The following is a 7979-nucleotide window of genomic DNA, read 5'->3' on the forward strand; positions in this document are numbered from 1 at the left end:
GGGATCGAAAAAAAGCCGTCGAAACCGACGGCTTTTTTCATTGGCAGCTTCTCGCACGAAGCGCTTTATCGCCCCTGCGCCGGCGCCTGCACACGCGCCTTCCACTGACCGCCCTTGCCGCGCCAGAAGCGCCACGCCGAAGCGAACGTCGCGCCCACGTAGAACAGCGCGACGAGCGGCAGGAACGGCGCCCACAGCGGCGAACGCCGGTAGTAGGCAAGCATGGGCGAGTAGGCGCAGCACATCAGCGCCCAGGCGATCCACGCGGGCCAGCCGTGCGGCCCGAGCACGAGCGCGACCACGGGCGGCGCGAGATAGATGATCGTCATGCCGAGCAGCGTGCCCGCGAGCTGCCACGCCGAATAGTGCAGCTGTGTGAACGCCGTGCGCGCGATCATGTTCCAGATGTCCTTCCACGAATCGTACGGGCGCAGCGATACGCTCTTCGCGGCGACGTCGAGCCGGATCGGGTGATGCCCTTCGCCCCGATGCTTGATGCGCGCGGCGAGGCTGCAGTCGTCGATCAGCTCGGCGCGGATCGATTCGATGCCGCCCGCCTCTTCGAGCGCCTGGCGGCGCACCAGCATGCAGCCGCCGGCCGCGGCCGCCGTGCGGTTCTTCGGATTGTTGACCCACGAGAACGGATAGAGCTTCGCGAAGAAGAACACGAACGCCGGGATCAGCGCCTTTTCCCAGAAGGAGTCGCAGCGCAGCCGCACCATCAGCGAGACGAGGTCGCGGCCTTCGGCCTGCGCGCGCACGACGAGCTGCGCGAGCGCTTCGGGCGGATGGCCGATGTCGGCGTCGGTTAGGAGCAGGTAGTCGGCGGGCAGCTTGAGCGTGCGCACCGCCTCGATGCCCTGCGACTGCGCCCACACCTTGCCCGACCAGCCCGCCGGCAGCGGCTTGGCCGTTATCACGCTGAGCTTTTCCGGGCACTGCAGCGCGAGCGCGGCGGCGCGCGCGGCTTCCGCGGTGCCGTCGGTGCTGTGGTCGTCGATCACGATCACGTGAAACTCGCCGCCGTAGTCCTGCTGGAGCAGCGAGGTCACGGCCTCGCCGATCGCGTCGGCCTCGTTGCGCGCCGGCACGACGGCACACGCGGCAGGCCAGCCGGCCGCGGGCTCGACGATCGGCAGCGGCGCGGCCGGGCGCGCGCGCCAGAATCCGCCGCGCCCGAACAGCAGCACGAGCCAGATGAGCAGCGAGAGACAGGAGACGGCAAAGAGAATGGTCGTAGTCATACGTTGTTACTCTCGATCGAAGGGGCGCGCACGCCCACGCGGCGCGACAGCCACATAGCCGCCGTGCGCAGGAGCACCACGGCCCAGTCGGGTGCGCGCAGCGCAGGCCGCGCGCGGAACACATCGTAGCCGCCGCGCTCGATGATTTCGAGCACGCGCAGTCCGCCATGCACGACGCTGCACAGCTCGAGGCCGAAGCGCCCCGGCACGCGCAGCGCGAGCGGCGCGCCGCTCACCATCAGCGCCCGCGCGCGCGCCACCTCGTGCGCCATCAGCGCGCGCCAGGCGTCGTCCACCTTGCCCGCGGCGATCTGCGCTTCGGTGACGCCAAAGCGTTCGCGGTCGGCGAGCGGCAGGTAAATGCGGCCGCGCGCCCAGTCGGCGCTCACGTCCTGCAAGAAGGTGACGAGCTGCAAGGCGGTGCAGATCGCGTCGGAATCGGCCAGATTCTCGCGCGTCGCCGCGTGAATCAGATGCAGCATCAGATGGCCGACCGGATTCGCCGAGCGCCGGCAATAATCCAGCAGCTCGAAGCGATCGGCATAGCGCGTCGTGTCGATATCCTGATCGAACGCCGCGACGAGGTCGTAAAACGGCGCGAGCGGCAGGCGGCACTCGCGCACCACGTCCGCGAGCTTCGCGAACAGCATGGGGTGCACGCGCGCCGGGCGGCCTTCGGCCACCGCGTTCAGGCCTTCGCGAAAATCGGCGAGACGCGTGTGGCGTTGCTCGGGGCTCCAGTCGCCTTCGTCCGCGATGTCGTCGAGCGTGCGCGCGACGTGGTAGATCACGCCGACAGGCGCCCGCAGCGCCTTCGGCAGCAATACGCGCGCTACCGGAAAATCGTCGTAGTGGTCGGGTTCCATCAAGGCGTCCAGAATGGGGTCGTATCCCGACGCGCCATCCAGGCGACCCGCGGGACCGCGATATTTTAAGCGTTCCCGGGGTATGTTGCACCGCGCAACGAGGCAGCGGCCGTTCCACAGCCCCTCCTGCATCGCGTGCACGAAGCGCCTTGCACAGGCCGTGGGAGCGCCACGCGGCGGGCTTTTTGAGAAAAATGGGTGGCTGACCGGGGTCCGGCGTCGCGTGCACGCCGCACTGCGCGCGCTGCACACAGCAAACGAAAGGCGAAGGGGTTAAAATGCGCGTCTGGTTTTGACTCCGTCACTCCTTTGGCGGATTTTTGCATCTTTAATAATAGACAGCCGCCGGCGATCAGGTCATTTTTACCGACTTGCTCGTCTTATGCGGCAGTCGGAGTTCGCCACCCTATGCGAGTGATCCTTGCCCAACCCCGCGGCTTTTGCGCGGGGGTTGTCCGCGCTATCGAAATCGTCGATCGCGCACTGCAGAAGCACGGCGCGCCGGTCTATGTGCGCCATGAAATCGTCCACAACCGTCACGTGGTCGAAAACCTGCGCAACAAGGGCGCGCGTTTCGTGGAAGAGCTCGACGAAGTGCCGGAAGGCGCCGTGGCGATTTTCAGCGCCCACGGTGTGGCCAAGACCGTGGAACGCGCCGCCGAGGAACGCGACCTCGACGTGCTCGACGCCACCTGCCCGCTCGTCACCAAGGTTCATGTGCAGGGCCGCCAGTACGTCGCGGCGGGCCGCACGTTGATCCTGATCGGCCATGCCGGTCACCCGGAAGTGGAAGGCACGATCGGCCAGATTCCCGGCACCGTGCTGCTCGTGCAGAGCGAAGCCGATGTTTCGAAGCTCGATCTGCCGCTCGATGCACCGCTCGCGTACGTGACGCAAACCACCCTTTCGGTGGACGACACGCGCGGCATCATCGACGCGCTGCTCGCGCGGTTCTCCGACATCGTCGGTCCGGACACGCGCGACATCTGCTACGCAACGCAGAACCGCCAGGCAGCGGTGCGCGAACTGTCGGATCAGGTGGACGTTCTGCTCGTCGTTGGTGCGACGAACAGCTCGAACTCGAATCGTCTGCGCGAGATCGGCAGCGAAACGGGGGTGCCGAGCTACCTCGTCGCCGACGGTTCGGAAGTGAAGGCCGAGTGGTTCGCCAATGTGCAAACGGTCGGCATCACGGCCGGCGCATCGGCGCCTGAAGAAATGGTTGAGAACGTCATTGACGCGCTGCGCGCGTTGGGGCCTGTCGAGGTGTCGACGATGGCGGGCCGTGAAGAAAAAGTCGAATTCAAGTTGCCGTCGAAGCTCTTGCAACCGCTCGTCGCGCGCGAAGTTTAAGGAGGACACGCTTTGTCTATTCCGCTGCTACAAAAAGTCCGCGTTGGCTCGTACATCTTCCGCCAGCATTTCAGCGGCAACAAGCGCTACCCGCTCGCGCTCATGCTCGAGCCGCTGTTCCGCTGCAATCTCGCCTGCAATGGCTGCGGCAAGATCGACTATCCGGATCCCATCCTGAACCAGCGCCTGTCGCTGGAGGAATGCCTCGAAGCCGTCGACGAGTGCGGCGCGCCGGTCGTTTCCATCGCAGGCGGCGAACCGCTGCTGCACAAGGAAATGCCGCAGATCGTGAAGGGCATCATGGCGCGCAAGAAGTTCGTGTATCTCTGCACGAACGCGCTGCTCATGGAAAAGAAGATGGACGACTACCAGCCGAACCCGTACTTCGTCTGGTCGGTGCACCTCGACGGCGACCGCGAAGCGCACGATCACTCGGTCTCGCAGGAAGGCGTGTACGACAAGGCCGTCGCGGCCATCAAGGAAGCCAAGCGCCGCGGCTTCCGCGTGAACATCAACTGCACGCTGTTCAACGACGCCGTGCCCGAGCGCGTGGCGAAATTCTTCGACACGGTCGGCGAGATCGGCGTGGACGGCATCACGGTGTCGCCGGGCTATGCGTATGAGCGCGCGCCGGACCAGCAGCACTTCCTGAATCGCGACAAGACCAAGAACCTGTTCCGCGAAATCTTCAAGCGCGGCAACAACGGCAAGAAGTGGTCGTTCAGCCAGTCGAGCCTGTTCCTCGACTTCCTGGCCGGCAACCAGAGCTACCAGTGCACGCCGTGGGGCAACCCGGCGCGTACGGTGTTCGGCTGGCAAAAGCCGTGCTATCTGGTCGGCGAAGGTTACGTGAAGACCTTCAAGGAGTTGATGGAAACGACCGACTGGGACAAATACGGCACGGGCAAGTACGAGAAGTGCGCGGACTGCATGGTCCACTGCGGCTTCGAGGCCACCGCCGTGATGGACACGGTCGCACATCCGCTCAAGGCCGCGCGCATCGCCCTCTCGGGCCCGCGCACGACGGGCGCGTTTGCGAAGGACATCCCGCTCGAAGGCGCACGTCCGGCTGAATACGTGTTCTCGCGTCACGTCGAGATCAAGCTCGAAGAGATCAAGAACTCGGCCAAGACCAAGAAGCCGGTTACGGTCGCAGCTAGCTAAAGCGGTTTCCGCCAAGGGCGGATGAAACGCAAAAAGGGCGCAACGGTTTTAGCCGTTGCGCCCTTTGTCTTTTTTATCACTTCGCGCTGAACGGCGACGCCGTTGCATTCGCAGTAGTCGTGCTCGCCGCCGCCGGCGTCCACCGGTACACCACCGCACTCGAAGCGTTGTAATTATCCTTCGTCACGACATACTCACCCGTCGAGCGCAGATACGCGCGCAGGCCGTACATCGAATCCACGTCGTTGCCCACGTACACCGCGTTCGGGTTGCTGTTGATGAGCGTCGTGTCGATCGCACCCGTGGTGAGGTTGAACGCATCGATGTTCGGCACGGTGTGCACGTAGCCCACGAACAGATAGTTTCCGGCGGCCGCTATCGATTTGGGATTCGCGCTCGTGAGCGTGATCACCGGATTCGGCGCGCTCGTATTGCCGGCGAGCCAGCCGTGATACACCTCGACGCGCGTGCCGATCGCCGTCCAGTCGGTGATGCTTGCGTCTTCTCCCGTGAGGATCATCGTGTCGCTTTCGGGCAGGTAGACGATGCGGGTGAGCCGCGAGATCGTGGCAGGAATCGGCGTGGTGATCGCGGCGCCCCAGGTCGGCTTGCCGGTCGAGTCGAAGCCGGTCAGCGGGTAGTGGGAAATGACGTTGGTCTTGTCGAGGCCGACCCAGAGGTCGCCCTTGCTGTCGAGACAAAAGCCGTTGCGCACCGGGGCCGTCGTACTGAACGCCGCCCCCGGCAGCGTGTAATCCGGAATGGCGATATAGCCGCTCGCCGCATTGAAGTGGAAGAAGTAGAACGTATCGGGGTTCTGGCCGGCCGCCACGAGAATGCGCTTGCCGCTCACGCTCGCCACCTGCGCGAAATGGTCGCCGCGACCGGCGTCGGCGAGATTGATGCGCGGATCGGACGGATACGTGATCGGGTCGATCGTGTTGGCCACAAAGGTGCCGCCGGCCGTACCCGAATAGATATTCATGCCGCCGTAGAACAGCGCGCCGTCGGTGCCCGGATCCGGCGCCGCATTGCCTTCGAAGTTGAGCGACTGGAGCTTCCAGCGCAGCGTGCCGGTGCCGTCGTAAGCCTGCAGATCGGTGCCGCCGTTGCGACCGAGGTCCCACGAGCCGCCCCACGGATTGTTCAGCACGTACAGCATGCCCGCGGAATCCTTGCCGATGCCGACCACGCGCGTGAAGCGCTTGTCGCCCACCTGACCCTTGACGCCCGTGGTCGTGTCGAGATAGCCGCCCAGCACGCCGAACGTGCCGGTTTGCGAAGGCGTGCCCGCTACGCTGAAGGTCTTGATGTTCATGTCGGGACCCGAGTCGCCGATCATCAACTGCGAGGTCTGCGCATCGAAATACAGCGACGACGGCCGCGCCGTGGACGCCAGCTGGATGGTATTCAGAAGCTGACCGCCGGCACTGAATTCGAGCACCGCGCCCGCGCTCTTCTGGGCGACCCAGAGGTTGCCGCCCGCGTCGAGCGTGAGCGCGCCCGGGCACGCCACGCTGATATCGCGTTGCCAGATGCCGTCCGTGGTGTACACGCGCACGCGGTTGCCGGGGAAATCGCTCACGTAGAGCAGCGAGCCCGAAGTCGCGAGTCCGGTGATGACATCGGCGAGCTTTTCGGTCGTATCGGCGCTCACGGGGATCAGCAGGTCGCGCGCGCCGCTCGTGCGGTTGTAGCGCCCGACGTTGCCGCTGCCATACGTGGCGTTGTACTGCATCGCGACGAACAGCGAAGTCGTGTTGCCCGTGATCGCGCCGCCCTGGAAGTCGCCATGCCCGCCGATCGAGCCGAGACTCTGGCCGTTCTGGTAGATCGCCACGCCGCCTTCGTTTTCATCCCACATCGACGAGGTATAGATGACGCCTTCGGGCGCGACCCACATCGAGCGGGCCACATTGCCCACGTGCGTCGCGTTGGCGCCGTAGGTGTTCGCAATCCAGTCGGTGGAGGATTGCGCTTCGCAAACGGGCGTAACCGTTGCGGTGAGAGCGGCCGCCAGCCAGGCTGCGCCGATTCGATGCAAGATCATGAAAGATTCTTTGATTCGCACACCTTACGGTGCGATTGTTGAAAATGCCGTGTTGCCCACGGGGCAAGCCCGCAGGCCGATTCCCGACGATTCGAATCCGCGCGCGGCGTCATGCGTCGAATTGGTGTGGAACTTCGTCAAAGTTAACGGCAGCCACACTGCGGGAATTGAGGGCTTTTTTGAGCGCGCGCCGAGCCGCGAAGATTACAGGCGTAAAAAAAGCGCGACGGCCTTCGCCGTCGCGCTTCTTGCCGAACGTATCCGCTCAGTCGGGAGTCAGCAGCACTTCCCCGCGCCCGACCCATAGCGGGCATTTTGCCGCTCGCGGAAAAACTCCTCGTAGGTCATGACCGGGCGGTCGGGATGCGTCTCGCGCGCATGCGCGACGTAGCCCTCGTAGTCCGGCAAGCCGACCATCAAACGCATGGCCTGGCCGAGATAGCGCCCGGCGGTCTGTACGTTGTCGCGAAGTCCCGAGAACATGATGTGCTCCGTTCAATAACGTCGATTCAATGCACGCGATTCGTCACGGCCGCCGCGCCGCCAGCCGGCATCGCCTGATACGGCGTTTCCTGCACGGTCGGACGGTCGATGCGGCGCGCACGCGCAATCGCGATCAGGCCATACACGACGATGCTCACCACGACGAAGATGAACAGGCCCGAAAGCGCGGCATCGACGTAGTCGTTGAAGACCATGCGCTGCATCTGCTCGAGCGACTTCGCGGGCGCGACGATCTTGCCATCCGCGATCGCCGCCGACAGCTTCTGTGCGTGCGCGACGAAGCTCACCTTCGGGTTGCTGTCGAAAATCTTTTGCCAGCCCGCCGTGAGCGTGCAGATGAGGAGCCACACCGTGGGCAGTGCCGTGACCCATGCGAACTTCTCGCGCTTCATCTTGAAGAGCACGACGGTGGCGAGCATGAGCGCGATACCGGCGAGCATCTGGTTCGAGATACCGAAGAGCGGCCACAGCGTGTTGATGCCGCCGAGCGGATCGACCACGCCCTGGTAGAGGAAGTAGCCCCACGCAGCCACGCACAGCGCGGTCGCGATCAGGTTGGCCGGCAGCGACTCCGTGCGCTTGAGCGACGGGTGGAACGTGCCGAGCAGGTCTTGCAGCATGAAGCGGCCCGCGCGCGTGCCCGCGTCGACGGCGGTCAGGATGAAGAGCGCCTCGAAGAGGATGGCGAAGTGATACCAGAACGCCATCATCGCCTCGCCGCCAATCACCTGGTGCAGGATCTGCGCCATGCCCACAGCCAGCGTCGGCGCGCCTCCGCGAATATCGAGCACACCATTC

Annotated in this window: 8 protein-coding genes; 3 read left to right on the forward strand and 5 right to left on the reverse strand. The window is 64.7% G+C overall.

Annotated elements, in window-relative coordinates; all coding sequences use genetic code 11:
• Positions 1-65 precede the first annotated feature (65 nt).
• Together AB3X98_RS32705 and hpnC are read right to left on the reverse strand one after the other, a co-directional pair.
• Positions 66-1244, reverse strand: coding sequence for a glycosyltransferase (locus AB3X98_RS32705; protein WP_069261568.1), 1179 nt, complete (start codon positions 1242-1244; stop codon positions 66-68).
• Positions 1241-2110 (reverse strand): squalene synthase HpnC, encoded by an 870-nt coding sequence (hpnC, locus tag AB3X98_RS32710; RefSeq protein WP_368606032.1) that lies wholly within the window; start codon positions 2108-2110, stop codon positions 1241-1243. Before hpnC ends, AB3X98_RS32705 begins: the two co-directional genes overlap by 4 nt.
• Positions 2111-2518: 408 nt before the next feature.
• Here hpnC and ispH point away from each other — a divergent pair, with 408 nt between their 5' ends.
• Positions 2519-3463, forward strand: a complete 945-nt coding sequence (ispH, locus tag AB3X98_RS32715; RefSeq protein WP_028202780.1) for a 4-hydroxy-3-methylbut-2-enyl diphosphate reductase — start codon at positions 2519-2521, stop codon at positions 3461-3463.
• Positions 3464-3475: 12 nt separating this feature from the next.
• Positions 3476-4627 (forward strand): adenosyl-hopene transferase HpnH, encoded by a 1152-nt coding sequence (hpnH, locus tag AB3X98_RS32720; RefSeq protein WP_028202781.1) that lies wholly within the window; start codon positions 3476-3478, stop codon positions 4625-4627.
• A 76-nt stretch (positions 4628-4703) separates the two neighbouring features.
• On the opposite strand, the gene AB3X98_RS32725 is transcribed toward hpnH, so the two are convergent.
• Complete coding sequence (locus tag AB3X98_RS32725) at positions 4704-6677, reverse strand: SMP-30/gluconolactonase/LRE family protein (protein WP_342946831.1); 1974 nt, start codon at positions 6675-6677, stop codon at positions 4704-4706.
• On the opposite strand from AB3X98_RS32725, the gene AB3X98_RS32730 reads away from it, so the two are divergent.
• Positions 6676-6984 carry a hypothetical protein gene (locus tag AB3X98_RS32730; RefSeq protein WP_368606031.1) on the forward strand — a complete coding sequence of 103 codons (309 nt, stop codon included), beginning with the start codon at positions 6676-6678 and terminating at the stop codon, positions 6982-6984. The genes AB3X98_RS32725 and AB3X98_RS32730 overlap by 2 nt on opposite strands.
• On the opposite strand, the gene AB3X98_RS32735 is transcribed toward AB3X98_RS32730, so the two are convergent.
• Both AB3X98_RS32735 and AB3X98_RS32740 read right to left on the reverse strand, forming a co-directional pair.
• The gene (locus tag AB3X98_RS32735) at positions 6954-7160 is read right to left on the reverse strand and encodes a YbdD/YjiX family protein (protein WP_028202784.1); all 207 of its coding nucleotides are present in this window, start codon (positions 7158-7160) and stop codon (positions 6954-6956) included. The genes AB3X98_RS32730 and AB3X98_RS32735 overlap by 31 nt on opposite strands.
• Positions 7161-7186: 26 nt before the next feature.
• Positions 7187-7979, reverse strand: a 793-nt coding sequence (locus AB3X98_RS32740; protein ID WP_368610371.1) for a carbon starvation CstA 5TM domain-containing protein, incomplete at its 5' end; no start/stop codon positions are given.

It is taken from the genome of Paraburkholderia sp. BR14312 (genome assembly GCF_040948675.1).
Taxonomy (GTDB): Bacteria; Pseudomonadota; Gammaproteobacteria; order Burkholderiales; family Burkholderiaceae; genus Paraburkholderia; species Paraburkholderia nodosa_A.